This window comes from Buchananella sp. 103232 (genome assembly GCF_058725725.1).
Window position 1 is genome coordinate 1 of the sequence record NZ_JBZXJM010000006.1, and the last position, 24,203, is coordinate 24,203.

General features: G+C 69.7%; 19 protein-coding genes. 3 read left to right on the forward strand and 16 right to left on the reverse strand.

Annotated elements, in window-relative coordinates:
- Positions 1–183: 183 nt before the first annotated feature.
- From AC4PWQ_RS00945 to AC4PWQ_RS01020, 16 genes are all read right to left on the reverse strand, one after another.
- Positions 184–1,095: an aldo/keto reductase gene (locus AC4PWQ_RS00945; RefSeq protein WP_492089505.1), complete on the reverse strand. Its 912-nt coding sequence runs from the start codon at positions 1,093–1,095 to the stop codon at positions 184–186.
- 122 nt (positions 1,096–1,217) lie between these two features.
- Positions 1,218–2,789 (reverse strand): pentapeptide repeat-containing protein, encoded by a 1,572-nt coding sequence (locus tag AC4PWQ_RS00950; protein WP_492089506.1) that lies wholly within the window; start codon positions 2,787–2,789, stop codon positions 1,218–1,220.
- A 144-nt stretch (positions 2,790–2,933) separates the two neighbouring features.
- Positions 2,934–3,911 (reverse strand): cell wall-binding repeat-containing protein, encoded by a 978-nt coding sequence (locus AC4PWQ_RS00955; protein WP_492089507.1) that lies wholly within the window; start codon positions 3,909–3,911, stop codon positions 2,934–2,936.
- Between the two features lie 165 nt (positions 3,912–4,076).
- Positions 4,077–5,162, reverse strand: a complete 1,086-nt coding sequence (locus AC4PWQ_RS00960) for a cell wall-binding repeat-containing protein (RefSeq protein ID WP_492089508.1) — start codon at positions 5,160–5,162, stop codon at positions 4,077–4,079.
- A gap of 81 nt (positions 5,163–5,243) precedes the next feature.
- The gene (locus tag AC4PWQ_RS00965; RefSeq protein ID WP_371152167.1) at positions 5,244–5,480 is read right to left on the reverse strand and encodes a hypothetical protein; all 237 of its coding nucleotides are present in this window, start codon (positions 5,478–5,480) and stop codon (positions 5,244–5,246) included.
- Between the two features lie 184 nt (positions 5,481–5,664).
- Positions 5,665–6,705 (reverse strand): cell wall-binding repeat-containing protein, encoded by a 1,041-nt coding sequence (locus AC4PWQ_RS00970; protein WP_492089509.1) that lies wholly within the window; start codon positions 6,703–6,705, stop codon positions 5,665–5,667.
- Positions 6,706–6,792: 87 nt separating this feature from the next.
- A complete protein-coding gene (locus AC4PWQ_RS00975) occupies positions 6,793–7,833 on the reverse strand; it encodes a cell wall-binding repeat-containing protein (RefSeq protein WP_492089510.1) in 1,041 nt (346 codons plus the stop codon).
- 256 nt (positions 7,834–8,089) lie between these two features.
- The gene (locus AC4PWQ_RS00980; protein WP_492089511.1) at positions 8,090–9,244 is read right to left on the reverse strand and encodes a cell wall-binding repeat-containing protein; all 1,155 of its coding nucleotides are present in this window, start codon (positions 9,242–9,244) and stop codon (positions 8,090–8,092) included.
- 171 nt (positions 9,245–9,415) lie between these two features.
- A complete protein-coding gene (der, locus tag AC4PWQ_RS00985; protein WP_492089512.1) occupies positions 9,416–10,969 on the reverse strand; it encodes a ribosome biogenesis GTPase Der in 1,554 nt (517 codons plus the stop codon).
- Between the two features lie 92 nt (positions 10,970–11,061).
- Positions 11,062–11,799 carry a (d)CMP kinase gene (gene cmk, locus AC4PWQ_RS00990; protein WP_371164606.1) on the reverse strand — a complete coding sequence of 246 codons (738 nt, stop codon included), beginning with the start codon at positions 11,797–11,799 and terminating at the stop codon, positions 11,062–11,064.
- Positions 11,800–11,811: 12 nt separating this feature from the next.
- Entirely contained in the window at positions 11,812–12,927 is a 1,116-nt protein-coding gene (locus tag AC4PWQ_RS00995) for a prephenate dehydrogenase (protein WP_492089513.1), read from the reverse strand.
- Positions 12,924–13,751 (reverse strand): pseudouridine synthase, encoded by an 828-nt coding sequence (locus AC4PWQ_RS01000; protein ID WP_371152160.1) that lies wholly within the window; start codon positions 13,749–13,751, stop codon positions 12,924–12,926. The genes AC4PWQ_RS00995 and AC4PWQ_RS01000 overlap by 4 nt, the downstream gene beginning before the upstream one ends.
- A 178-nt stretch (positions 13,752–13,929) precedes the next feature.
- Positions 13,930–14,784: a ParA family protein gene (locus AC4PWQ_RS01005; protein WP_371152159.1), complete on the reverse strand. Its 855-nt coding sequence runs from the start codon at positions 14,782–14,784 to the stop codon at positions 13,930–13,932.
- Between the two features lie 125 nt (positions 14,785–14,909).
- Entirely contained in the window at positions 14,910–16,136 is a 1,227-nt protein-coding gene (locus AC4PWQ_RS01010; protein ID WP_492089514.1) for a hypothetical protein, read from the reverse strand.
- A gap of 104 nt (positions 16,137–16,240) precedes the next feature.
- Positions 16,241–17,461, reverse strand: a complete 1,221-nt coding sequence (locus AC4PWQ_RS01015; RefSeq protein ID WP_492089515.1) for a hypothetical protein — start codon at positions 17,459–17,461, stop codon at positions 16,241–16,243.
- 60 nt (positions 17,462–17,521) lie between these two features.
- The gene (locus AC4PWQ_RS01020) at positions 17,522–18,487 is read right to left on the reverse strand and encodes a site-specific tyrosine recombinase XerD (RefSeq protein ID WP_371152156.1); all 966 of its coding nucleotides are present in this window, start codon (positions 18,485–18,487) and stop codon (positions 17,522–17,524) included.
- A gap of 154 nt (positions 18,488–18,641) precedes the next feature.
- Between AC4PWQ_RS01020 and tkt the strand changes: the two genes are divergently transcribed.
- The 3 genes from tkt (at position 18,642) to zwf (ending at position 24,195) form a co-directional block, all read left to right on the forward strand.
- The gene (gene tkt, locus AC4PWQ_RS01025) at positions 18,642–20,780 is read left to right on the forward strand and encodes a transketolase (RefSeq protein WP_371174167.1); all 2,139 of its coding nucleotides are present in this window, start codon (positions 18,642–18,644) and stop codon (positions 20,778–20,780) included.
- Positions 20,781–20,857: 77 nt separating this feature from the next.
- On the forward strand, positions 20,858–22,654 hold the full coding sequence (locus AC4PWQ_RS01030; RefSeq protein ID WP_492089516.1) for a phosphoglucose isomerase-related protein: 1,797 nt from the start codon (positions 20,858–20,860) through the stop codon (positions 22,652–22,654).
- Positions 22,651–24,195, forward strand: coding sequence for a glucose-6-phosphate dehydrogenase (gene zwf, locus AC4PWQ_RS01035; protein WP_492089517.1), 1,545 nt, complete (start codon positions 22,651–22,653; stop codon positions 24,193–24,195). The genes AC4PWQ_RS01030 and zwf overlap by 4 nt, the downstream gene beginning before the upstream one ends.
- The last annotated feature ends 8 nt before the right edge of the window (positions 24,196–24,203 follow it).

Sequence of the window (24,203 nt, forward strand, 5' to 3'; positions counted from 1 at the left end):
CCGGAAATCCCACCCTCGCCCCACAGCCAGCCGATGAACGTCAGAATCAGCAAACCGGCGCCTACCGCTACAGCAATCGCAAACCAGAGACGCTTATAGATTGGGGATTTCGCCTGTTTACCGGGCCTGGTCTGCTTCGCCATGCGTCATTCCTATTTGAAAAACCGACCTTGTGTCCCTAGTTCACGGCAGCACGTGGCCTGCTGCACGGTAGAGCTCGTAGAAGTGCTCCCGGCTCAGCTCCAACTCGCTGGCTGCCGCGATTCGCGCCAGTCGCTCACCCTTGGTGGTGCCGGTGACCACCTGGGTGCCGCCGACCCGCAGGATCCACGCCGCCGGGATAGCCTCCGGCGCAACGCGGTACTCACCAGCCAGGCGCTCGATGACCTCGTTGAGCTTGCCCCAGTTCTCCCGATCCCCCATGAAGGTGCGCCAACGCTTGGTGTCCATGTACGGCGAGTAGGCCTGCAGCACCACGCCGTCCTCACGCGCCGCCTCCAGCAGCCCCGCGTCCCGCGAGGGCGACAACTCCGTGGACAGCATGTTCACCGTCAGGTGCGCCGCCACCAGCGCCGGGTGCGCCAGCGAGAACTGCACCTGGTTGGCCGCCACCCACTTCGACGCCAGCGACCTCATCTGCCGCGCATTGTGGTTGGACACGCCAAAGGCCCGCACCTTCCCGGCCGCGTACAGGTCCTCAAACGCCCGCTCGATCTCATCGGCGTCCGCCAACACGTCGGGCCGGTGAATCAACAGCACATCCACGTAATCGGTGCGCAACGCCACCAGAGATTCCTCCACGCTGCGCACAATGTGCTCATACGACGAGTCGTAAAACCCCGGCCTAATCCCCGTCTTGGTCTGCAACTGCACGGCCTCGCGCTCCACGCCCACGGCCCCAAACAGCTCTTCGCACACGTGCCGCGCCCCGCCGTAAATGTCCGCGTGGTCAAAGAACGTCAGCCCGCTCTCCAGCGCGCTATCCACAAACGCCCGGCGCCCGGCGTCGTCCAACTCGTTAATCCGCATGCAACCGACCGCAATGTTCGGTACCTCGATTGCTTCGCCCGGCCCATGCAGTACGACGTTCCGCATCTCTTCCTCCTCACCGCGCCGCCCGTTGCTTGGCCGCCGGGCGATATGGGGGCCGGCGGCTTGCGCTCCCCTAAAGCCTATTTCCACCGGCGGCCTGATAAGCGCGCAACGCGCGCGATTTCTTACTGAGGCCGATTGGCGGGATCGGAAAAGACCGCGCCCGCAAACCAGTTCTGGCGGGCGTGGTTGGTGCGGTCGGTGTAGACGGGTCCCTCAAAGAGCGCGCCGTCAAACCGAGGCGGGCGGCGGAAACTCGCCCCCGCGTAGACCGCCTCGCCGGTGAAGCGGGCGCCCTGGAAGGCGGCCCCGGGCCCAAAGGAGGCCGTGGAGAAGCGCACACCGGTGTGGAAGGCATCGTCCATGTAGCGGGGAACCGTCGCATTCGGGGCCGCCCCGAACGTCACGCCCGAAAAGCTCGCGTTCTCACCGAAGCTGGCGGAGAAGAAGTCCACCCCGCGCGCGAACGCCGCGCCGTCAAAGTCGGCCCCGGCCCCGAAGCGGCTGCCGTCAAAGGCGGTGAAAGAGTTAAACGCGCAGCCCCGGAAGCTGGCCCGCGCCCCGAAACCGGCCCCGGAGCACTCCGCCGTTTCCGCAAAGCGCGCCCCGGCAAAGCTCGCGCCGCGCCCCAGCAAGGCGTTCGTGCAGGAAAACCCACCCTGGACGGTGAGCCCGGAGAAGTCGGCCCCCTCCCCCAGCGTGGCGGCGGTGAAGTCGCAGCTGGCGCGGAAGGCCGCCCCGGCAAAACTGGTCCTGGCCGGGAACCGCGCCAGCACGAATTTGGTGTGACCGCCAAACTCCGTCCTGGTGAAGTCCGCGCCCCGCCAGAACCTCGCCCTGGAGAAGTTCGCGTTCCCCTGGAACGTCGCGCCCGCAAAGGAAACGGGGGCAAAGAACTCGCAACGCTCGAACTCCACGGGGGCGGCGAGCACTGCGCCGGTGAGATCGAAGCGGCACGCGCTCCACGAGGTCTTTGCCGGCGCGCGCAGGTGGGAGGAGATGAGCTCCAGCACCGCCCTCTGAGTGTCAGCCAGCGCTGCACCGTCCTCAGCCTGCGCGTGCGCCGCCCCGGCGTGCTCCGCCACCTGCGCCACCGTAGCCGCGGTCGCCACCTCGGCTACCCCGCTCCCCCGCAGGAAGCCGCACAGCGCGCCCACGACGCGCTGCTTGTAGACGCCCCGGTATAAGTCGGCCAACTCCCCCAGCGCGCGCACCGCTTCGAGCCGCGCGTCCGCCTCGGGCGCGCCCAAACCAAGTGCGGCCCGCTCGATCCGGGCCAGTACCTCGCGGTGGCGAGCGCGCCGCAGCAACGGCCCGCCCAGCGTGCGCACGATCGGCCCGCCGTGCAGCCACAGTCCCAGGCGCCGCCAGAGCCCGGCCTGACCCCACCACCACAGCGCGCCGACCACCCCTCCCAGGCAGACCAACACCTGTAGTAGGAGCGGCCAGGCGGTAACGTCGTCCCCCCAGGGCCAGTTCGCCGCCCGCCAGCCCTGCCAGGCCGGGCCCGGCACCCAGAGCAAGGCGGCTGCAGCCAGGTGCGCGCCACCTATCCGGGTGGCGGCCTGCGGGCTGAGCGTGAGCACGGCGCGGCGCAGGCGCGGCATCCCGTACTGCAGGAACTGAAAGAACAGCAGCACCAGTGCCACCAGAGGCGCTACCAACACCCCCAACAGCACTTTCGCTACCTTGCGCACACGCGAATTCTAGGCCTGCCTTATTCCCGCCCGCCCACTCGCACCCTGCCGCAGGCCCGCCCCGCCTGCCCGCACTGCCCCGCTCACGCGGCGCGGCCCGCGTCCCCGGCCGGGAGAACGCGGGCCGCGTGGCCGCAAGGGCTTTTAGTGGCTGGCCTCGTGCAGCAGCTCCTGGAAGACGGCCTGCGAGACCGACCCAGTGCCGCCCACCACGTAGATCTCCTCATATTCCGACGGGTTGATGTAACCGCGCAGGGGCTGGGGCACGCTGTTGGGCCGCGTCAGCACCAGGGCGCCCCGCTTGCTGGCCGCGAACGCGCCACCGCTGAGTGCGTCCGGGAAGGACTCCCCGCTCGTTACCACCACCATGGTGGGCCGGTAGATGTACTTGGCAGCCACCTGCACGGCGGTGTCGTAGCGGTCGGTGCCCACCACCTTGTCCACGTGGATACCGCGGGTAGCGGACACGGCCGCGCCTCCGATGGCGTGCTTGGGGGCGTGCAGCGAGTTCACAAACGCGCGCTCGTCTGCGGTGAGCGGCGTAGCACCGCGCGTCAGCAGGATCGCGCCACTCTTGGCTGCTGCTGCCGGGCCGGCTGCCAGGGCGTCCGCGAAGTTGGTGCCGTCCACAAACAGGATCGGCCCCATCGCATCGCCGTTGTTCACGGAGATGTCATAAATCAACTCTGTTAGCTGCCTGGCGGTTTGGTAGCGGTCGGCCCCGGCGTGGCGGACCACCGAGGCAAAACCCATTGCCTTGACCTGGTTTTCCACGCCGGTCCCGATGGACGACGTTCCACCGACCACGTGAACGGATACCGCTCCGTCCGCTTTTGCCTTGAGGAGGGCATGGCGGCTCTCCAGGCTGAGCGTGTGTTTGGGGGCAAGGATCAACGGGGATGTGCTGAGGGCAGCAAAGGGGGTGGCGGCCAGGGCGTCGTACGGGTTCTCACCACTAACCAGCACCACGGCTGTTCCCCACTGTCCCTTTTCAAACACCTTCGCTGCGGTGGCGTAACGGTTGGGGCCGGCCAGGCGTTCAAAGACGCTGGGCGGCACTGGCGGCGGGCCGTCCAATGGGAGTGGCGCCACCACGCCGGCTGCCCCGGCGGAAACGGCCATGGCTGCTTCGGCTGGGGATCCGGTGTGGCCCACCGGCCGGGCGAGTGCCGGGGAGGCCACCAAGAGGCCTGCCATGGCTGCCGCTGCGGCCAGTGCAACGCCGGTTCTGGTGCTTTTGGGTTTCACGATCCTTTTCCCTTTCTCTGGGCGGTTGCCCAGTGAGCTTCAGTTAGCGCCAATCTCTAAGCGGATGCGGTTGAATGTGGCCCCGGAGACGGACTTGGGACCGCCGGTCACCAGCGCGAAATGAAAACGGCCCGGTTCCAGGTAGTCCAGCACGGGCGGCGGCACCTGGTTGGGCCTGGTCAACACCAGGGCGCCGTTTATGTAGGCCGCCATCGCGCCTCCGGAGAGTGCGTCCGGGAAGTCCTCCCCGCTGGCGATCACCAGCTGCCGGGTGGTGGTGACGTAGGCGCGTGCCACCTGTACAGCGGTGTCGTAGCGATCCGCGCCCACCAGGGTGCCCACGTGTACCCCGCGCAGCGCCGCCACGGCCGCGCCTCCCACCGCGTACATGGGCACGCCGTAGTTCTGCGCGTTGCCCAGGATATCGGGGCGCACACGCCGCCCCTCCGTCAGGAGGATCGCGCCGTTCTCTGCGGCCGCCGCCGGGCCCGTGGCCAGTGCGTCGGGTACAGAGGTGCCGTCCACGAAGAAGATGGCGTTGAACTCCTCTCCCTGGGAGAGATACTCCGCGCGCGTCTGGTGGGCCAGGACTGAGGCGGTCTCGTAGCGGTCACTGCCGTAGTGGCGGCTCACCTGCTGGAATCCGAGCGCCCGGACCTCCGCCTCCACGCGAGGGCTGAGAGAACCAGTTCCCCCGGCCAGTCGCACGTCCGTCACTCCGACGGTGCGAGCGTTGAGCAGCACCTCACGCGCGGCCGGGTGCAGGGAGCCGGGGGTCGTCAGCACCACGGGCGCCCCCAGTGCGGCCGCGAGCGGGGTGGCGGCCAGAGCGTCCCACGGGATCTCCCCGGAGGCCAGGACGATCGACTTGTAGTCCCAGGCACGGGAGAAGTAGATCGCCTTGGAGGTGGTGTAGCGCGAATTGCCGGCGATGCGCTCGATCCACGGGCTGGCGGCCGGCATCACCTCGCCCTTACCGTCTGGCGAAGCGTGGCCGGCGTCAACCGCCGGTGCGGCCCCGGCGGCGCTGGCCGGCGCCGGGGCGAGGAGCGCGAATGAGGTGGCGGCCAGCAGGCCGCACGCGGCCGCCAACGCAGCCCGGGCCCTGCCTCGTATTGTCTTCATGTCACTACCTTTCAACTGGACCATCGCTCCGGTCGAAGCAGCGGCAAAAGCGGTCGCACCGGGGCCGGCGACCGCGCTGCACTAACGCACGCGCGCGAACTCACGCAGGCTCTCCGCACTCTGGTGAGAAATGGAGTGGTAACCACCCACGACGATCAGGCCGTCGGCGTCCTCGACGGTCTGGAGGTAGCGGTCCTCCGCCTCCGGCGGGGAGTCGACGCCCAGCGCCACCACCGGCACGGATAGGCAGATCGTCAGCGCCCCTACGAGGGCGCCGAGCAGCGCTTTTCGGCTACTGCGTAAAGCGTTCCTCTTCACGATGTTTTCCTTTCCGGGAAAGTGCGGGGCAGGAAATGCGTTCTGCTGGCACCGGGCGCGCCCTGGTCGCCTGTTAGACACATTACAGGCGGCCAGGGCGAAAATGGGCTGGAAGCCGATTGAGCACCTCAATCGGTGCGCGCAATAGCGGATGGCGGTAAACGGCGGGCCGAAATCGCGTGAGCTAGGGCAGCAGCAGGGCCTCGCACAGCCGCCTTTCGGTGAAGCTGCTTACCGAGCCGGGGCCGCCCAGCACAAACAGGTCGGTAGCCCGCCCAGTGGAGCGCAGGTAGTTAAGCAGCGGCGCCGGTACGCCGTTGTGCTTCGTCAGGAGCATGGGGCTGCGCAGATTGGCGGCCAGCGCTCCCCCGGACAGGGCGTCCGGGTAGGTGTAGCCGTTGGCCACCAGCCACTTGGTGGTGGACGGGAAGAAGGTCCGGGCCACCTGGGCGGCGGTGTCGAACCGGTCGGCGCCCACTACCGGCCGGGCTCCGATGGATGTGGACGCCTTGGCCGCGTTCCCGCCGATGGCCCACATGGGTCGATCGTAGGAGGCTGCCTCCTCGGCCACGTACCAGACCATCGCCGGGCCGTTGGTGAGGAACAGCAGGCCGTTGCGCGTGGCTGCGGCCGGACCTGCCGCCAGCGAATCGGCGAAGCTGGTGCCGTCGGCGAAGAAGACGGCCTTCACCTCCTGGCCGTTCTCCTGGTATATCTGCGCGGTCTTGATCGCCACGGTGACGGAGGTATCGAAGCGGTCATCGCCGAAATAGCGCACCAGAGAGGGGTACCCCATTTCCTGGATCTGGTTGAACACCCTGGGGCTGAGCGCGTTCAGCCCGCCCACCAGGACGGCGTAGTTGGCGCCGTGCTCCTTGGCGGTCTGCAGGGCGGCGCGGGTTTCTGCGGAGAGCCCGGCGGCGGGTGAGAGCAGTAGCGGGGCTTTGAGCGCGTTCGCCAGCGGGGTGGCCGTCAGGGCGTCGAAGGGATTCTCTCCGCTCGCCACCACCACGAACCTGCCCCAAGCGCCGGCCCCCTCCTCCATCACCGCCTGGGAAGTGGCGTAGCGGTTGGGCCCCGCCAGGCGCTTGTAGGTGAACCCGGGCGCCTCACAGGCAGAGCGGAGGTGCGGTCCGCGCGGGTCAGGCTGGTCGGCACGCGAGCCCGCGAAGGCAGCCGGGGACGCGCTCAAGGAAATAACCAGTGCGCTGGTAACTGCGCACATAACCGCACCAAGGGCGCACGTGCGTCGCGTTGATGTGAACCGAGATTTCATTGCCATTTCCCTTCTTTCTACCGGCTTGTCCAGGATTTATCTGGCGGCCTCGCAGAGCTGGCGACGGGTTGGTTCGGAAATCGAGCTCAGGCCGCCAAGGAGATAGATGCCCTCTGCGTCTGTCGATTCATTCAGGTAGGTGCGCACGACGCCCGGAACGGTCTTGGCCTTGGTCAACAGGAGCGGGGAGTGAAGTCGTGCTGCCAGGGCGCCACCGGAGAGCGCGTCGGGGTAGGAATCGCCATTCGCGGCAACCCAACGGGTCCTGGAAGGGAAGAACGTGCGCGCCACCTTCACGGCGGTGTCGAAGCGGTCGGTTCCCACCACCGGTGTCGCGTTGAGGTGAGCCGCCGCCTTGGCCGCGTTGCCGCCAATTGCCCACATGGGAACGTCGAGGTCTAAGACGGAGTCGTTGATGTGGTAGACCATCGATGAGCCGTTCGTCAGCAGCAAGATGCCGTTGCGCGCGGCTGCAGCGGGCCCGGCAGCCAGGGAATCGGCGAAGTTCCTGCCGTCTGCGAAGAACACGCCCTTCAATAGTTGGCCAGCTTCTTCGTAGTACTGCCTGGTTTTGAACGCTACCATCGCGGAGGTGTCGAAGCGGTCCACGCCGTAGTAGCGCTCCAACAAGAGTCCCATGTCGGAGATTTGGTCAGAAACCCTGGCTGACAGTGAACTGAAACCACCAACGACGACCACGTCTGTGACCCCACGGGCCTTGGCGGCTTGCAGCGCGGCGCGGGTTTCTGGAGACAAGCCCTGGGAAGGCGATAGCAGGATCGGTGCCTTCAGCACATTAGCAAACGTGGTGGCAGAAAGGGCGTCGTACGGGTTGTCTCCGCTGACTACCACCACCGTGGTGGTTCCCCACGGGATCCCGGGGTGTTCCATCACGGCCTTCGATGTGGCATACCGGTTGGGGCCAGCCATGCGGTCACATACGAACGCGTTGGCATCGGTGTGCCCGGCCGCTGCCGGCAGACATGCCTGTTGATCAACTACGGGCGAGCTCTGTGCGCTCACAGCGGTTGCCGGCGTGGAAACAGCCAGCGCCAGCGCGCCAACAAGGACGCTCAACGCGAGTCGCCTTTTGCTTCGGGGCGAACGAATCTTCATGGCAGCTCTCCTTCTCTCTAGCTCGAAACACTGAATTTGTTCCGGCACCTTCGCGCGGTTACCTGCGCAACCGGTCAACTCGGTGCCAAACCCTGTTCAACCTGCTCCACGCAGGACTCGAAAGCGGAAGTAGACAACCGTGGTAGTCGGAAAGACTTAAGCCGGCGCGCCCGCTTGGGCGACCGGTGGTGCGGGGCTTGCAGCGCGCAGTGACCTGCTACTTCCCCACCGTGTTGACCAGGAAGTCGATGACGTCCTGGGAGATGGAACCGTAGCCGCCGAGCACCGACAGGTGTGCGAACTTTCGGGGCGGCAGGTACTGCTGCACGGTTAACGGCACGTCATCGCGGCGGCAAAGCACCAGGGAGGCGGACTTGTTGGCCGCCAGGGCCCCGCCGGCCAGGGCGTCGGGGAAGGTCTGCCCGCTGGCCACGTAAACCTCAGGCACATTCGGCAGGTATGTGCGGGCCACCTGAACGGCGGTCTCGTATCGGTCGGCGCCGGCAACCAGCCCGTCGGCGTTGTACTTGAAAGCGGCCACGGGGCCGCCACCGATGGCGTGGCGCTCACCGTGCAGCTTGCTGAGCGCGTACCAGGTGGACTGAGGCACCCTAGAACCGGCGGTGAGGAGGATGACACCACGGTTTGCGGCCGCAGCAGGGCCAACGGCCAGGGCGTCGGCGAAGTTGGTGCCGTCCACCAGGAAGACCTTCTGCAGGGGCGCTCCCGAGTTTCGGTAGACCTCTGCGGTGGCAAAGGCCAAGCCCTGCGCGGTGACGTAGCGGTCTGCGCCCCCAAAGTGCTGGGCGATGTCGAAACCGTAGGACCTGATCTGTGCACGCAGCTGGGCGGTCATCACGTTCGTGCCACCCACCAGGTAGACGCGGTTTGCGCCCTTCTCGCGGGCGGTACGGAAAACCTCGGCAGTGGGGGCGGGGATGTGCCCGTTGCCGACCAGCACGATCGGGATGTTGTGGGCGGCCGCGAAGGGCGTGGCCGCCAGGGCGTCGGCGTAGTTCTCTCCGCTGGCCACCACCAGGGCTTCCCGGTTCCACCAGCCCCCAAGGTAGAGCTTGCGCGCGGTGTCGTAGCGGTCAACGCCGGCGAAGCGGGAAAAGCGGGTGGCCTCCGCCTGGGCTACGGCATGCCCGGTGAGGGCGGGAACCTCGGTGGGCTCCAGCTCGGTTGCGGCCGGCTCAACATCCTCGCCATCCAAGGCCGCCTGCTCGCCGCCCACAGGGGAGCCGGTCGCTGCGGGCGTGGGCGCGGCAGCGTTGGCAGAAGCCCACGGGGCGAGGCCCGCGAACGCCGCCACAGCCAGAACTGACAGTGCTGCTCTCCAGACGCGGCTCTTGCTTACAGTGAGGGTCATTGCGGTGTCCTTCCCGTCAAATGCTCGAGTAATGGCGATAGCTTGCAGCGAACGAGGGTGATCCAGCCTACAGACACGCGGGGCGTTTTCGCAGGGAATTAGGCGTGCGAAACAACGGTCGGGGGGTGTGGGGTGGCAGTGCCACCCCACACCCCCCGAGCCGAACTTGGGTTACTTGCGCTTGCGCTTTTCCCTCACACGCACGGAGATCGTGATGGGCGTTCCCACAAACCCGAAGGTCTCGCGCAGGCGACGCTCGATGAAGCGCCGGTAGGACGGGTCCAGGAAGCCGGTGGTGAACAGCGCGAAGCGCGGCGGAGCCACGTGCGCCTGGGTGCCGAACAGGATGCGAGGCTGCTTTCCACCACGCACCGGGTGGGGGTGGGCGGCGGTGAGCTCACCCAGGAACGAGTTCAGGCGGCCAGTGGGCACGCGAGTACCCCAGCCTTCCAACGCGGCGTCCAGGGCGCGCACGATGCGGTTAGTGTGCCAACCAGTCTTGGCGGAAAGGTTGATGCGCGGCGCCCACTCCAGCTGCACCAGGTCTCGCTCCTGCTCGCGCTTGAGCAGCGCCTGCCGCTCCTCGTCCACCAGGTCCCACTTGTTGTTGACCACCACGATGGCGCGCCCGGCGTCCACGGCCTGCTGGATCACGCGCACGTCCTGCTCGGTCATCGGCTCAGAGGCGTCGATCAGGACTAGGGCGGCCTCGGCGTTCTCCAGGGCGGTCTGGGTGCGTAGGGAGGCGTAGAAGTCCGCCCCGTAGGTCTGGTGGACGCGGCGGCGAATACCGGCGGTGTCCACGAACAGCCACTGCCGGCCATCCAGTTCGATGATTTCGTCAACCGGGTCGCGTGTGGTGCCGGCGGTGGGGTCCACGACCACGCGGTTTTCCCCCGCCAGGGAGTTAAGCAGCGAGGACTTGCCCACGTTGGGGCGTCCCACCAGTGCGATCCGGCGCGGTCCCCCCTTGGGGCGCGGCTTGGCCACGCCACTGACTTCTGGCAACGCCGCCACCACAGCGTCCAGCACGTCACCGGCACCCCGTCCATGCAGCGCGGACACCGGGAAGGGCTCGCCCAGACCCAGGTTCCACAGGGCGTAAGCGTCGGCCTCCTGGGCCGCAGAGTCAACCTTGTTTGCGGCCAGAACCACGGGCTTGCCGGCCTTGCGCAGCAGCTTGACCACGCGCTCGTCGGTGTCGGTGATACCGACGGTGGCGTCCACGACGAACAGCACGGCGTCGGCCATCTCAATGGCGATCTCGGACTGGTCGGCCACCGCCTTATCCAGGCCGGCTACGTCCATCTCCCAGCCGCCGGTGTCCACCAGGGTGAAGCGGCGTCCCGCCCACTCGGCCGGGTAGGAGACGCGGTCGCGCGTCACGCCGGGCGTGTCCTGCACCACGGCCTCGCGGCGGCCCAGCACGCGGTTGACGAAGGTGGACTTGCCGACGTTCGGGCGCCCGACCACCGCCAGCACAGGCGGGGCGGCCTCCTCCTCGGCCTCCTCGTCCCAGCTCTCCTCGCCGGCCAGCAGGGCCAGGTCCTCGTCGTCCAGGTCGAACTCCTGCAGGCCGGCTAGCAGGGCCTGCGCGCGCTGGGCGTCGTCGGCGTCGTCGTCCAGCGCAGGCAGCGCCGCGTCCGCGCCAAGCACATCGACGTCCAGCGCGGACAGCTCGATGGCGGAGGCGTCCAGCTCGTCGGCTGCAAAGTTCTCAGTCATGTTCCCAATTCTTCCAAAGTGATTGCTTAGCGGCCACCGCACCGGCGCCCCATGGTGTACGACGTCCCGCCCGCCGCCCGGATCAGTGCGCGCTACTGAGTGCGGGCAAAACGCGGGTAGACGGCCGCGGTGATGTCGATGACGGCCGCCAAGGTCTGGGCCGGGGTGAAGGTGGAGTTGTCCAGGGTGACCACGCCGTCGGCGGCCGTGGAGAAGTTGGAGACGGTGGAGTCGTCTGCGTCGCGGCGAACCACGGCGTCTCGCACCGCCTCGCGCTCGCTCTCCCCCGCCGCGCCCAGCACCTCCATGGCGCGGCGCTCCAGGCGCGCCTCCGGGGCGGCCACCAGCAAAATCCGCACGGGCGCGTCCGGCGCGATCTTGGTGGTGATGTCACGGCCCTCGGCCACAATCCCCTCCCCGCTGGCCACGGCGGCGTCGATGAGCTCGCGCTGCAGGGCAGCCAGGTGGGCGCGCACGTCCAGGTTCGTGGCCACCTTGGATACGACGGTGGAGATCTGCTGGTCGCGGATGGCCTCCGTGATGTCCTGCCCGTCCACGCGAACGAAAGGCGCGTCGGGGTCCTGGCCCATCTCCAAGGGCGTGGCGCGCGCGGTGGCGGTCACGGCTGCAGCGTCGTCCAAGTCGACGCCGCACTGCTGGCACCACCAGGCAACGGCGCGGAACATCGCGCCCGTGTCCAGGTAGCGCGCCTTCAGGTGGCGGGCCAGGCCCTTGGCGGCGGTGGATTTGCCCACCCCGCTCGGGCCGTCGATCGCCACCAGCGGCGCATCGGTGCGCCCAATCCCGGCGCCTGCATCCTGCGTGCTCATCAGCGCGCCTCCTTAAACCTCGGTCTCCACGATCCGCCAACCGCGCCTGGTCAGCTCGGCGGCCAGATCGCTCAGGTGCGCCGGCAGCACGGAGAGTTCCACCATGCCCATCTTCTTGCCGCGCGCGTGCTCGATCGTCACGTCCTCGATAGAGATGCCGGCCTCGCCGGCGTCGGTGAAGAGTTGGCCCAGCTGGCCCGGCTCGTCGCTGATCAGCACCGTCAGGCGGCCAAAGCGCGTGCCCGCCCCGCCGTGCTTGCCCGGGATGCGGGCCACGCCCTCGTTGCCACCCCGCAGCAGCGCCCCCAGGGTGCCGTGCACGCCCGGTGCCTCCGGGCCCGCCTGCTCGGCCGCCGCCAGCGCCTCAATCACACCGGAAAGCTCCACCTGCAGCTGCGCCAGTACCGCGCGCACGGGAGCCGAGTTCTGGGTCAGGATCGCCGTCCACATGCGCTCGGAGGACGCCGCGATGCGCGTGACGTCCCGCAAACCCTGGCCCGCCAGGTCCAGCGCGCCGGCCGGGGCCTCCACCAGGCGGCCCGCCAGCAGCGAGGAGACGACCTGCGGCACGTGACTCACCAACGCCACCGCGGCGTCGTGCTCGCGCGCCGAGAGCTGGTGCAGCACTCCCCCGGCGTCCACCGCCAGCGAGCGCACCGCGTTAATCGCCTCATCGCTGGAACCGGCGTGCGGCACCACCACCCACGGGCGGCCCAGGAACAACGAGCCGTCTGCGGCCAGCGCCCCCGTGCGCTCCCGGCCGGCCATCGGGTGCGAACCAACGTAGCGGCGCGCCGCCTCCGGGCCCGCCAGCAGCAACACGTCGGTCTCCACGTCGGCCTTAATAGAGGTCACGTCCGTGACCACGGCGCGCGGGAACTCCGCCAGCGCCCCGGCCACCACCTCGGCAACCACGTCCGGGGGCGTGGCCACCACCACCAGGCTCGGCTCCGGGCGGCCGGCCCAATCGGTGCGGCCGGCGCCAACGTCGCGCGCCAACGCCGCCCCGGCGGGCGACGAATCGCGCAAATAGACCTCCACCTCCGGGCGCAGCGCCAAACCCAGCGAGGCGCCCAGCAGCCCCGTGCCGATGATCAGCACGGGGCCGGCGGTCAGCTTCGCGCTCACAGGTCCACGGCCTGCATCAGGGAAGACAACTCCGGGCCGGAGATCACGCGGTGGCGCCCCGGCTTCAGGTCACCCAGCAGGATCGGGCCCACGCGGGTGCGCACCAGGCGCGTGACCGGGTGGCCCACCTCCTCCATCAGGCGGCGCACGATCCGGTTGCGGCCCTCGTGCAGCACGATCTCCACGATCGAACCCCACGGGGTGGCGGCCTTGATGGTGACCTTGTCGCACACCACCGGGCCGTCCTCCAGCTCCACGCCGCTCTCCAGGCGCTTGACCAGGCCCGGCTTGCAGGTGCCCTCCACCGTGGCCAGGTAGGTCTTGCGGATCTCGTACGACGGGTGGGACAGCCGATGGGCCAGCTCGCCGTCGTTCGTCAGCAGGATCAGCCCCTCGGTGTCCGTGTCCAGGCGACCCACGTGGAACAGGCGCTCCTTGCGGTCCTGAAACCACTCGCCGATGTGGAAGCGGCCCTGGTCGTCGCTCATCGTGGAGACCACGCCCGTGGGCTTGTTGAAAGCGATGGTGATCTTGCCCATGTCAGTCTGCACCGGCGTGCCGTCCACGTGAATCTTCACGCCCGGGCCCACGCGCACGCCCAGCTCGGTGACAACCTGGCCGTTGACCTGCACACGCCCGGCGGCGATCAGGGACTCGCACTGCCGACGCGAACCCACCCCGGCGGCGGCCAGCACCTTCTGCAGGCGCTCACCGGAGGGGTCATGCACGTTGGCCACCGGCTCGGTGGCCTTACCGCGCACCGGTCCGCGCCTCTTGACTCCGCCGTGCCCGGTGCGGGCGGCGCGCGCGTGGAACTCGCTCATTTCCCTTAAGCCTTCCAGATCGATGCCGTGTGTGCCCGCGCGGGGCCGGAAACACGTTATCGAGCGGTTCCAGCACGGACAGGCTCGCCCCCATCTTCTCAGGAAAACGCGGTGGAGTGCAGCAGCGCGCGCCGGACGAGCCCCCTGCGGGTGGCTCAGGCGCTTGCAGGCGGGTGGGTCAGGCGCTCGCGCCGCGGGCGATGAGCTCGCGGGCAAGCTGGCGGTAGGCGTGCGCGCCGGCGTGGTTCGGGGCGTAGGAGAGGATCGGCTCGGTGGCCACCGTGGCGTCGGGGAACTTGATGGTCCGTCCGATCTGGGTCTTGAACACGGTGTCCCCGAAGGCCTGCTCGAGGCGCTCCAGCACCTCGCGGGTGTGCAGCGTGCGCTTGTCCACCATGGTGGCCAGGATGCCGTCGATGGTCAGGCGCGGGTTGAGGCGATCGCGCACCTTCTCGATGTTCTCCACCAGCAGGGCCACGCCGCGCAGCGCAAAGAACTCCGCCTCCAGCGGGATCAGCACGCCGTGGGCGGCGGTGAGCGCGTTGACCGTGAGCAGGCCCAGGGAGGGCTGGCAGTCGATGATGATCACGTCGTACTCGTCCAGCACCGGGCGCAGCGCGCGCGCCAGGATGGACTCGCGGGCCACCTCGTTGACCAGCTGCATCTCTGCGGCGGACAGGTCGATGTTGGCCGGCACCAGGTCCAGGTTGCGCGTGGCGGTGGGCACGATGACGTCGTGGATGTCCATCTTCGGCTGGGTCATCAGCGTGTAGATGGTGTTGTCCAGGTCGTGCGCGGCCACGCCCAAGCCCGCAGAGGCGGCGCCCTGCGGGTCGAAGTCGATGATGAGAACCCGGCGGCCGTACTCAGCCAGTGCGGCGCCCAGGTTGATGGTGGTGGTGGTCTTACCGACCCCGCCCTTCTGGTTGCACATGGCGATGATGCGGGCCGGGCCGTGCCCCTCCAGCGCGGGCGGCTCCGGGAACCCAGGGCTCAGATCTGCTAGCTCGGGAAAGCTCAGGTTCTCACTCACGCGGCCACCTTAACGCGCCGGGCGCTCCTTACCGTGCAGACCGCGCCGGGCGCCAACGTATTTGCCGCGATTCTTCGGGGCTGGCGCACTGCGGGCGCCACGCCCGTTCATGGATCGGCGCGGCGCTAGCCGAATGCCCGCCCGAACTGGGAGACGTAGTAGTCGCCGTCCAGGGGCGACTGGACGATGAACCACTGGAGGTAGGACAGGCTGCCGTCCGGGTTCAAATCCTGCGCCGGGCGCCTGATGCCGCAGAAGAAGTCCCCGGCCTCGCCCGTGACTTCCATGCCGAGCCGGCGCCCCTGCCCGTCGACGTCGGTGATGGGGACGCCGAACGGGCCGATCAGCACGCACTGCTCCACCACTCCCCCGGGCGGGAAGATCGAGGCGCGGTAGTTGCTCACCCCGTCCGGGCAGACCCCCACGCAGCCGGTCTGCACGGCTGTCATGTTCTCCGCGCTGGTGTGGGGCGCGGCCGCTGAGTCGTTGCCGTCAGCCAGGGCGTTGTAGAACAGCTGCAGGTCCCAAAGCTTGGGTTGCTCCCACTCGCCGAAGTCACTGTAGAAACGCGTGGTGGCGTACTTGTAACCGTCCGGCACCCAGTGCAGCACGATCACCGCCTGGGCGTCGGTGCCCGATTCAGCTCCGACGTCCGGGGCGGCCAACACTTCCCAGAGGGTGAGCGCCAGTTCGGTGCCGCTGGCCTCCACGACCGTGAACGAGACCTCCAGCACGTGCGCCTGGAGCATGGAACGGTCCTCGCCCGCCCACGGTTCGACGTCGAAGATGAGTTCGCCGCGCGTGTTGTAGATGCCTGCGGACTGCTGGATCTTTCCGCGTGGGCCCTCGCACCCGAACACGATGACGGTGGAGGCCCCCTGCAGGGGGCCGGCCTTGTCGATGCGCATGATGCGCACCTCTCTGGCACCGGGAACCGGTTGCGCCTTGCTGTCCGTGAACTGCACCGGCCCGCTCTCCGGCCCCGGCATGAGGGCCCATTGCGCGCACTGCGGTGGGATTACCACGCTGAGATTGGGGGCGTCGGGGTCGAATTCGCCGCCCGACGTTCCTCCCGGCTCTTGCGTTGGCGCGGCCTGCGTAGTGGTGGTCGCCGCCGGGGGCGTGGAGACCGGGGAGCTTGGGGCGGGCGCGCCGGTGGTGGCAGGTCCGCTCGGGGAGGCCGAGGGACCGGCCCCGATCGGGCCGGAGGGGGTGGGCCACAGCCCTAGCAACAGGGCCACCAGGGCCGCGACGAGCAGCGCCACGCCCGCCACGAAGGCGGCTACCGCGTAGGCGGTGTGAACACGTCTGCGTTCCGTCTGCGCAGACTCAGGAGGGTTCGAGGAGCGCATGACTCAATTGTGCCCCACCTCACGTAATGGTGGGGCGACTTGGGTTCTGCCACCACGCCGGCGGGAAGGATGCCGGCAACCCCGTCGTCACAGGGCACGCTCCGCTAACTGAACGCCCGCCCGAACTGGGTGACGTAGTAGCCCTCCCCCTGCGCAGAGCGCACGATCAGCCACTGGGCGTAGGTCATGGCCCCGTCGGGCTCCAGTTCCTGACCGGGCCGCCGAATCCCGCAGAAGAAGTCTCCCGCCTCCCCGCTCACCTCCAGTGGCAGTTTGCGCGCCGCGCCGTCCACCTCCGGCAGGGGTACGCCCAGCTCTCCGATGAGCACGCACTCCTCCACCACCCCGCCGGGCGGGAAGATCGAGGCGCGGTAGTTGCTCACGCCGTTCGAGCAGGCGCCCAGGCAGCCGGTCTGGACCGCCTTCATGTTCTCGGGGCTGGTGTGCGCGGCGGCCGCCGCGTCGTTGCCAGCGGCCAGGGCGTCGTAGAACTCCTGCAGCTGCCAGGCCTGCGGGTGCTCCCACATGCCCGCCGTGCTCTGGTAGCGCGTGGTCTGGTACTCGTATCGCTCCCCGCCCCACCACAGCACGATCGTCGCCTCCACGGGCGTGCCAGCCAGCGCGCCCGGCAGGGGTGCGGCGCGCACGTCCTGCACGGTCAAGTGCAGTTCGTTGCCGATGGTTTCCACTTTGGAGAAGCGAACCACCGGCACTTCCGCCTGCAACATGGTGCGGCCCCAGCCGGCCCACAGCTCGATCCCCGTGGCCAGCTCGCCGGCGCCGTTGTAGATCGCCACCGACTGCTGGGTCTCGCCCGTCTCCGCGACGCAGCTAAGCACGACGGCCGTAGCCGCGGCCTGCGCCGGCGAAACGTCGTGCACCGTCTCGATCCTCACCCGCCCCGCCCCAGTAGGGGAGGCCGCCGCGCCGTCGACGAAGTGCAGCGCGCCACTCTCCGGTCCAGGCAGCAGCGCCAGCTGGGCGCACTCCGGCGGGACCACCGCCCACGCGTCGGCCGGATCCGGCCAGAAGCGGTTGGACGACGTTCCTCCCGGCCGCAGCGAGCCGGCCCCCGCCTGTCCGCCGGGCGTGGAGGTGCCCGGGCTGGCCGCCTCCGTCCCCGCAGCGGCGGGCGAGGCGGTGGAAGGGCTAGGCGCGGGCGCCGCCGGGTGCGGCCCGGGCTGGTCCGCGTCGCTGCCGGCACCGGTGGCGATGAGCACTACCGAGGCGGTCACCAGCGCGGCCCCCGCGATCAGCGAGGTCACGGCGTAGACCGGGTGGATGGGCCTCCTGCGGCGCGGCGGGCGGGGCTGGTTTGCGGTCATGCACACATTGTGCCCCCGGCCACTAACAAGAGAAGGAGAACGACGGGCAACAGACCGAAATCAGCGCGCGCGGGGATGACTGGTGGCGTAGACCTCCCGCAGCGCCTGGGCCGTGACGCGCGTATAGATCTGCGTGGTGGTGACCGAGGCGTGCCCCAGCAGCTCCTGCACCACGCGCACGTCCGCCCCGGCATTCAGGATGTGGGTGGCAAAGGAGTGGCGCAGCACGTGCGGGGAGATGTGCTCCTGCACGTCCGCCGCAGCGGCGGCCTCCTGCAGCACCGCCCAGGCCGACTGGCGCGAGAGCCGCTGCCCGCGCGCGTTCACGAACAGCGCGGGCGTGCCCTCGCCGCGCGCCACCAACTCCGGGCGGGCCGCCGCGATGTAGCCGCGCAGCGCCGCCACCGCGTGACTACCCACCGGCACCACACGCTCCTTCCTGCCCTTTCCGCGCAGCAGGGCCGAGGCGGGTTCGCTCAGGCAGACGTCGTCCACGTCCATGCCCACCGCCTCGCTGATGCGCGCGCCGGTGGCGTAGAGGAACTCCAGCAGCGCCGCGTTGCGCGCACCGGCCGGGCCCGGCTTGCGGGCGGCCGCCGCCAGAATCGCCTCCACCGTGGGCAGGTCCAGCGCCTTGGGCAGCGCCTTGGGCACCGCCGGCCGGGCCACGTCCGCGCTCACGTCGCGGGCCACCACCCCCTCCTCCAACAGGAAGCGGTGCAGTCCACGCACAGAGGCCACCAGCCGGGCCGCAGAGGAAGCCGCCAGCGGCGTGCCACCGTCCTGCCCCAGCCGGCAGGCCTGCACGCAGGCCTCGATGTCCTGCTCGGTAAGGGCGGCAGCGTCGGCCACCTCCCTGCCAGCCAGAAAGGCGTTGTAACGCTGCAGGTCGCGGCGGTAGGAGGCAAGCGTGTTCTCAGCCAGGCCGCGCTCCACCCGCAGGTGGGCCAGGTAGAGCGGAATCTGGGCAGAAAGCGGGCCGGGCAACGCCTGCCCGTGCGGCGGCGCCTGCGTCGTTGCGGCCACGCCCTGCCTCCCCTCGCCCATCATGCGGACATAACGCCGTAAGGTTAGCGCCGTTTTCGTTTACAGGGAGCCAATCGGTACCCGGCAAGGCGCGCAACACCCGCCGCGCCAACTAGGCTTGGACCTGCGAGTTGGAGTCAAACAAGGAGAGAACGTGCCCGCGCCCCTAAACCTGACCGAACTGGACCTCCGCGCAATTGACACCGCCAAGGTGCTGGCGGCCGACGCGGTAGAGAACGCAGGCCACGGCCACCCCGGCGCGGCGATCTCACTCGCCCCCATCGCCTACACGCTCTTTCAGCGCTTCTTGCGGTACGACGTTGCCGACGACCGGTGGGAGGGCCGCGACCGGTTCGTGCTGTCGGCGGGGCACTCCGCCCTCACCCAGTACGTCCAGCTCTACCTGGCCGGCCTGGGCCTGGAACTGGACGACCTGAAGGCGTTGCGCACCTGGGGCTCCCTCACCCCCGGCCACCCCGAGCTGGGGCACACCAAGTTCGTCGAGACCACCACCGGTCCGCTCGGTGCGGGCCTGGCCACTGCCGTCGGTATGGCCTTCTCCCAGCGCCGCGTGCGCGGCCTGCTGGACCCGCACACCGAGGCCGGCAAGTCCCCGTTCGACCACCGCGTCTACGTGATCGCCTCCGACGGCGACCTGCAAGAGGGCGTGACCGCGGAGGCATGCTCCCTGGCCGGCACCCAGGAGCTGGGCAACCTCATCGTGCTGTGGGACGACAACCGCATCTCGATCGAGGACAACACGGACATCGCCTTCACCGAGGACGTGCTGGGCCGCTACGACGCCTACGGCTGGCACACCCAGCGCGTGGACTTCACCGCCACCGGGCAGTACGTGGAGGACCTGGACGCCCTGGCCGCCGCCATCGAGACCGCCAAGGCAGACGCCCGCCCCTCCCTCATCGCGGTGCGCACCATCATCGGCTGGCCCTCCCCCACCAAGCAGAACACCGGTGGCATCCACGGCTCCAAGCTGGGCGGCGAGGAGCTGGCCGGGCTGAAGGAGGCCCTGGGCTTCGACCCGGCGCAGATGTTCGCCGTGGAAGAAGCAGTGGTGGAGCACACCCGCGCCGGCGCGGCCGCGCTCTCCGCCGCCGCCCGCAAGGAGTGGGACGAGCTCTACGCCGCCTGGGCGCAGGCCAACCCCGCCGGCGTCGAGCTCCTGGAGCGGCTGCAGGCCCGCCGCCTGCCCGAGGGCTGGCAGGAGTCCATCCCCGCCTTCGGCACCGGCAAGCCGATGGCCACGCGCGCCGCCTCCGGCGCCGTCCTCAGCGCCCTGGCCGGCGTGCTACCCGAGCTGTGGGGCGGCTCCGCCGACCTGGCCGGCTCCAACAACACCACCATGAAGGGCGAGCCCTCCTTCCTGCCCGCCCGCCGCTCCACCGGCGAGTTCGCCGGCCACGAGTACGGGCGCACCCTGCACTTCGGCATCCGCGAGCACGCCATGGGCTCCATCCTCAACGGCATCGCCACCCAGGGACTCACCCGTCCCTACGGCGGCACCTTCCTGCAGTTCGCCGACTACATGCGCCCCGCCGTGCGCCTGGCCTGCCTCATGGACGTGCCCTCCATCTTCGTGTGGACCCACGACTCCATCGGCCTGGGCGAGGACGGCCCCACCCACCAGCCCGTGGAGCACCTGGCCGCTCTGCGCGCCATCCCGGGCCTGAGCGTCGTGCGTCCCGCCGATGCCGCCGAGACGGCCGTGGCCTGGCGCGAGGTGCTGGTGCGAGACAAGGCCGCCGGCCTGATCCTCTCCCGCCAGAACCTCGCCGACCCGGTACGCGACGAGGCCAGCGGCCTGGCCAGCGCCGAGGGCGTGGCCCGCGGCGGCTACGTGCTGCGCGAGGCCGGGGCCGTCGGCGGCGCAGGCCAGAGCACGGCCGGCGAGCAGGGGGCGGCCGGCAAGGTCGACGTCGTCCTCATCGCCACCGGCTCCGAGGTCGCGGTCGCGCTGGAGGCGCAGGAACTGCTGGCCGCCGAGGGCGTGGCCGCGCGCGTCGTGTCCATGCCGTGCGTGGAGTGGTTCGACGCGCAGGACGCCGACTACCGCGAGCAGGTCCTGCCCGCATCCGTACGTGCGCGGGTCACCGTGGAGGCCGGTATCGCCCAGAGCTGGTACCGCTTCCTCGGCGACGCCGGCGTGCCCGTCAGCCTGGAGCACTTCGGTGCCTCCGCCTCCGCCGAGCGCCTCTTCGAGGAGTACGGCTTCACCGCCCAGAACGTGGCCGCCGCCGCCCGCCAGTCCATCGCGCGCGCCGGCAGCGCCGCCTGAGCAACGCATCTACCCAAATCCCGCCCACCCAACACCGACAAACCGCGGCAAATAGGCAGCCGCTAGACGGAGGAATCATGAGCAACGAAGAGATGATCGAAGAGACGCAGTGCTGCGAGGGTTGCGGCTGCGGCGAGCCGGAGACCACCGAGGAGTTCCTGGAGGACGACGACCTGATCGTGGCGCTGGCCGGCCTGCCCTTCGAAGAGGACCAGGAGGAGGCCTGCGAGGAGGGCTGCGGCGGCGGGGACGAGGGCCCCACCCCGGCCCTCGAGGTCATGACCACCGGCGTCGCCTCCGACGCCGCCTACGCGCACGTCGAGCGCCTGGTGGAGGACAAGATCGCCTCCCGCATCGCCGCGAAGGACTCCACCATCTGGGGAGAGGCCGCGCAGGCGGAGGCCTCCATCCGCCTGGGCTGGACCCACCTGCACACCACCTCCCGCGACCTGGTGGAGCCCATCCGCGCCCTGCGCGAGGAGCTGCTGGCCGACGGCATCGACCGCGTGGTACTGGCCGGCATGGGCGGCTCCTCCCTGGCCCCCGAGGTGATCGCCGGTACCTACGGCGTTGACCTGGTGGTGCTGGACTCCACCGACCCCGACCAGGTGGCGCGCGGCCTGTCCGGCGACCTGGCCCGCACCGTCCTGGTGGTCTCCTCCAAGTCCGGTGGCACCGTGGAGACCGACTCCCAGCGCCGCATCTTCGAGGCCGCCTTCACCGAGGCCGGCCTGGACGCCGCCAAGCACATCGTGGTGGTCACCGACCCGGGCTCGCCGCTGTTCCACGCCGCCACCGAGGCCGGCTACCGCAAGATCTTCGAGGCCGACCCGACCGTGGGTGGCCGCTTCTCCGCCCTGACCGCCTTCGGTCTGGTGCCGACCGGTCTGGCCGGCGTGGACGTGGAGCAGCTGCTGAACGACGCTGCCGCAGTGGCCGACGAGCTGGCCGAGGACTCCCCCGCCAACCCGGCCCTGATCCTGGGCGCCGCCATCGCGGGCACCGACCCGCTGCGCGACAAGCTGGTGCTGGCCGACGACGGCTCCGGCCTGTTCCACTTCGGCGACTGGGCCGAGCAGCTGGTGGCCGAGTCCACCGGTAAGGACGGCGTTGGCCTGCTGCCCGTGGTGGCCTCCCTGGAGGCCCCCGAGCTGGCCGAGGAGGCCGGTGACGTGTTGCCGGTGTTCCTCTTCAACCTGGACGCCGACGAGGTGCTGCTGCGCTCCGACGCCGTGCACGTGGCCGGCCGCCTGGGCGCCGCCATGCTGCTGTGGGAGTACGCCACCGCCATCGCGGGCGTGCTGCTGGGCATCAACCCGTTCGACCAGCCCAACGTGGAGTCCGCCAAGGCCGCCGCGCGCGAGCTGCTGGAGAACACCCCGGAGCCGGAGGCCGCCGCGTTCGTGGAGGACGGCATCGAGGTGCGCGCCTCCGCCGGTCTGCTGGACGGCGTGACCACCGTCGAGGGCGCCCTCGAGGCCCTGTATGCCACCCTGGACGCGGACAAGGGCTACCTGGCCGTTATGGCCTACCTGGACCGCGAGGGCGCGCCGGCCGGCGTGCTGGAGCCGGTGCGTGACGCCCTGGCCCGCCGCGTGGCCCGCCCCGTCACCTTCGGGTGGGGCCCGCGCTTCCTGCACTCCACCGGCCAGCTCCACAAGGGCGGCTTCCCGATCGGTGCGTTCCTGCAGATCACCGGCACCGCCACCGCCCAGCTGGACATCCCGGGCCGCGAGTTCGACCTGGCCACGCTGATCGGCGCGCAGGCCGCCGGTGACGCCGCTGTCCTGGCCGAGCACGACCGCCCGGTGGTGCGCTTCCACGTGCAGAACGCGGCCGCCCTGGAGCGCCTGGCCGCGCTCCTGCAGGCATGAGGGGTGCCGAAGAGGTAGCCCTGGAGCAGCTGGCCACCCTGCGGGATCCGCTCGATCGGCGGCTCCCGCGGGTGGCCGGCCCCAGTGCCCTGGTGATCTTTGGTGTCACCGGCGACCTCGCCAAGAAGAAGCTGCTGCCCGCCGTCTACGACCTGGCGGCGCGCGGACTGCTGCACCCGGCCTTCACGCTGATCGGCTACGGCCGACGCGACTGGAGCGACGAGGTCTTTGCCTCCACCGTGCGCGAGGCCGTGGTGGCGCACGCCCGCACTCGTTTCGACGAGCGCATCTGGGCGCAGCTGGCCGCCGGCATCCGCTTCGTGCAGGGAAACTTTGACGACGACGCCGGTTTTGACCGCCTGGCGGAGACGCTGGCGGACGTGGACGCCACCCGTGGGACGGGCGGCAACACCGCCTTCTACCTGTCGGTGCCGCCGGACGCGTTCGCTAAGGTGTGCGGCCAGCTGGCCCGCGTGGGCCTGGATGACACCTCGCGCGGCTGGTCCCGCGTGGTCATCGAGAAGCCCTTTGGGCACGACCTGGCTAGCGCACGCGAGCTGGACGCCGCTGTTTCCCGGGTGTTCCCGGAGACCAGCGTGTTCCGCATCGACCACTACCTGGGCAAGGAGACGGTGCAGAACCTGCTGGCGATGCGCTTCGCCAACCGCATGTTCGAGCCGCTGTGGAACGCCAGCCACGTGGACCACGTGCAGATCACGATGGCCGAGGACATCGGCATCGGTTCGCGCGCCGGCTACTACGACGGCATCGGCGCGGCCCGCGACATCCTGCAAAACCACCTGCTCCAGCTGCTGGCGTTGACGGCGATGGAGGAGCCCGCCTCCCTGGACCCGGACAACCTGCGCCAGGAGAAGATCAAGGTGCTGGAGGCCGTGCGGGTGCCGGAGGACCTGGCCCAGGCCGGGGCGCGCGGGCGCTACGGGGCCGGCTGGCAGGGCGGGCAGAAGGTGCGCGCCTACGTGGAGGAGGACGGCATCGCGCCCGATTCCACCACGGAGACGTACGCGGCCCTGCGCCTGTTCATCCACAATCGCCGCTGGGCCGGGGTGCCGTTCTACCTGCGGGCCGGCAAGCGCCTGGGCCGCCGCGTCACCGAGATCGCGGTGGTGTTCAAGAAGTCGCTGCACTCCCCCTTCCACGACACGGAGATCGACGGCCTGGGCCACAACGCCCTGGTGGTGCGCGTGCAGCCCGACGAGGGTGTGACGCTGCGCTTTGGCGCCAAGGTGCCGGGCACCATGACGCACGTGCGCGACGTGTCGATGGACTTCGGCTACGGGCACGCCTTCACCGAGAACTCCCCGGAGGCATACGAGCGCCTGATCCTGGACGTGCTGCTCGGTGAGCCGCCGCTGTTCCCGCGCCAGGCCGAGGTGGAGTTGTCTTGGCGCATCCTGGACCCGGTGTTGGAGTACTGGGCAGCCAACGGCGCGCCGGACACCTACGAGCCGGGCTCGTGGGGGCCGGCCAGTTCCGACAAGCTGCTGGCGGCCGACGGGCGCGCCTGGCGCCTGCCATAGGAGTAGAT

Bases quoted from the DNA above. Each gene is read 5' to 3' on its own strand.
- AC4PWQ_RS01015 (WP_492089515.1), bottom strand. From the start codon at position 17,461: ATGACCGCAAACCAGCCCCGCCCGCCGCGCCGCAGGAGGCCCATCCAC.
- AC4PWQ_RS00945 (WP_492089505.1), bottom strand. From the start codon at position 1,095: ATGCGGAACGTCGTACTGCATGGGCCGGGCGAAGCAATCGAGGTACCG.
- der (WP_492089512.1), bottom strand. From the start codon at position 10,969: ATGACTGAGAACTTTGCAGCCGACGAGCTGGACGCCTCCGCCATCGAG.
- AC4PWQ_RS00955 (WP_492089507.1), bottom strand. From the start codon at position 3,911: ATGGCCGTTTCCGCCGGGGCAGCCGGCGTGGTGGCGCCACTCCCATTG.
- AC4PWQ_RS01010 (WP_492089514.1), bottom strand. From the start codon at position 16,136: ATGCGCTCCTCGAACCCTCCTGAGTCTGCGCAGACGGAACGCAGACGT.
- AC4PWQ_RS00960 (WP_492089508.1), bottom strand. From the start codon at position 5,162: ATGAAGACAATACGAGGCAGGGCCCGGGCTGCGTTGGCGGCCGCGTGC.
- AC4PWQ_RS01030 (WP_492089516.1), top strand. From the start codon at position 20,858: ATGAGCAACGAAGAGATGATCGAAGAGACGCAGTGCTGCGAGGGTTGC.
- zwf (WP_492089517.1), top strand. From the start codon at position 22,651: ATGAGGGGTGCCGAAGAGGTAGCCCTGGAGCAGCTGGCCACCCTGCGG.
- cmk (WP_371164606.1), bottom strand. From the start codon at position 11,799: ATGAGCACGCAGGATGCAGGCGCCGGGATTGGGCGCACCGATGCGCCG.
- AC4PWQ_RS00980 (WP_492089511.1), bottom strand. From the start codon at position 9,244: ATGACCCTCACTGTAAGCAAGAGCCGCGTCTGGAGAGCAGCACTGTCA.
- AC4PWQ_RS00970 (WP_492089509.1), bottom strand. From the start codon at position 6,705: ATGTGCGCAGTTACCAGCGCACTGGTTATTTCCTTGAGCGCGTCCCCG.
- AC4PWQ_RS01000 (WP_371152160.1), bottom strand. From the start codon at position 13,751: ATGAGCGAGTTCCACGCGCGCGCCGCCCGCACCGGGCACGGCGGAGTC.